Raw genomic sequence first — 1,836 nt, forward strand, 5'->3', positions numbered from 1 at the left:
GCCAACACGACGCGTTCGGTACACCACTCCGGCACCATCAACGTACACCACTATTAATTTGAGCAAGCGGCCTAACGCCTGCCCCCCTGAGAGGGACCGTCCACCACCACTCCCACCGCTCATGCTTGCTGAACCATGCCCTTACCGGGACAGCGGATGGGTTCCTCCTTTCCTCCGGTCAAGGCGCGTTCCCGCACATTTTTGGCAGTTATTCACAAGGATGCTGCCGCCGGGGAACCCATTTCAGTAATGTCTCAATTTGCTGAGCTTCGGACTGCCACGGTTCAAGCCCAGCAACCGGACCCAGCCCGGGGGGGGTTCCAAAGTGGCCCGTGGCGGCTCCCGGTGTCTGGTTCGTTGATCCGCCACGGGCCAACTTAACCAGCCCATCGTTCTGGTCCCACTGCAGTGGGGTCAGCGCCGTGCGCTGGTTGCACGTCAAGAACTGCTGGGGACCAAGCCTCCAGCGATCAATCCATCAAACGAGAATGAACCATGGATAAAATTGTTAAGACTTACGTGAACGCCGTCATGGACCATGAGCCGACTGGCGGTAACGAAAACAAGGTCTACGACACCAAAACGGTGGCCGAGAATGACGACAACAACAACGATGCCATCCTCACCGGAAAGGGTGATGATCTGGTCAAGGCAGGTGACGGCAACGATTACGTCCGCGCCGGTCGTGGTGACGACAATGTCGGAGGTCAAGAGGGTCACGATGTGATCAAGCTTGGCCGTGGTGATGACCGCGCCTTTGGTGGTGAGGGTGATGACTTCATCATGGGTGGTCGCGGTAACGACTTCATGGACGGTGGTGACGGCAATGACACATTTGGTGCCGTGAACGGTTCGAACACTGTGCGCACTGGTGACGGCAACGACACCGTGATCGTGACCTACCGTCAGGAGAAGATGGAAGACCGCAAGGGGAACGAAGATGGCCATGCCGGTGAAAACGGTGATCACTTCACCACCATCACTGACTTCGAGGTCGGCGCTGACAAGATCCAACTGACTGGCGGCCTGAAGGAAGGCGAAGCCCTGACTGGACTGATCTTTGAGGCTGACAAGAACGGCACAATGATCAGCGATCAGGACGGCAACAAAATCGTCTACCTGCGCGACGTTGAAGTGACCAACCCGGATGACTTCATCGCCAATTCGATGGATTTTGGCTGGTTCGATTGGAAGGGCCTGCAACTTGAGACCTTGATGAAGGGCAGCGAAGCTCCCGGCGAGATCAAGGACAACGGTGAGGCCAAGCTGGTCAACTTCAAGGACAAACACGAGGACTACGGTGTGTTCGACTTTGGCGAACTCGGCAACAACGACGAATTCTCGTTCTTCCACGGTGACGATGGCCACTTGTCGGCTGATGGTAAGGCGTTGTTCTCAGGCTCGTCCGTCAACGAGCGCGAGGTCAATGACCTCTTGCAAGCTCTGGCAACCGGCGAACATGACGGTGTTTCCTATACCGTGGATAGCGCCGAGCAAGTGACCCTGCATGTCACTTCGCCAGCCTATGGCGGTGTGACCGACACCATCGTCCTGCGTGGCGACGTGGTTGAGCAGTCCATCGAAGAACACTTCGATTTCTTCTGATGGCAACAGCGCCCCATCCCTCAGAGGGTGGGGCGAAAGTCTATTTCCGATGGCTGCATACCGCGACATGCATCGTCGCGATGTGTCGCGGAACCCTATGCTGGAAGGGGTGGCGGCCCAGCAAGCGGGCTATCCAAACCAACGAAAATCTGGCGCGAAGAGGTTACTATGAAGTCAGCCTTTGAAATCATCTCAAAAGGGTTTTCACGACACGTTTTTTCGAAATTGTCG

At 56.3% G+C, this 1,836-nt stretch carries 1 protein-coding gene; it reads left to right on the forward strand.

Translation table 11 applies throughout. The features are described from left to right. The first annotated feature begins 495 nt into the window (after positions 1-495). Positions 496-1,605, forward strand: coding sequence for a calcium-binding protein (locus CLV88_RS22770; protein WP_106610699.1), 1,110 nt, complete (start codon positions 496-498; stop codon positions 1,603-1,605). The last annotated feature ends 231 nt before the right edge of the window (positions 1,606-1,836 follow it).

It is taken from the genome of Shimia abyssi (genome assembly GCF_003014475.1).
Taxonomy (GTDB): domain Bacteria; phylum Pseudomonadota; class Alphaproteobacteria; order Rhodobacterales; family Rhodobacteraceae; genus Shimia; species Shimia abyssi.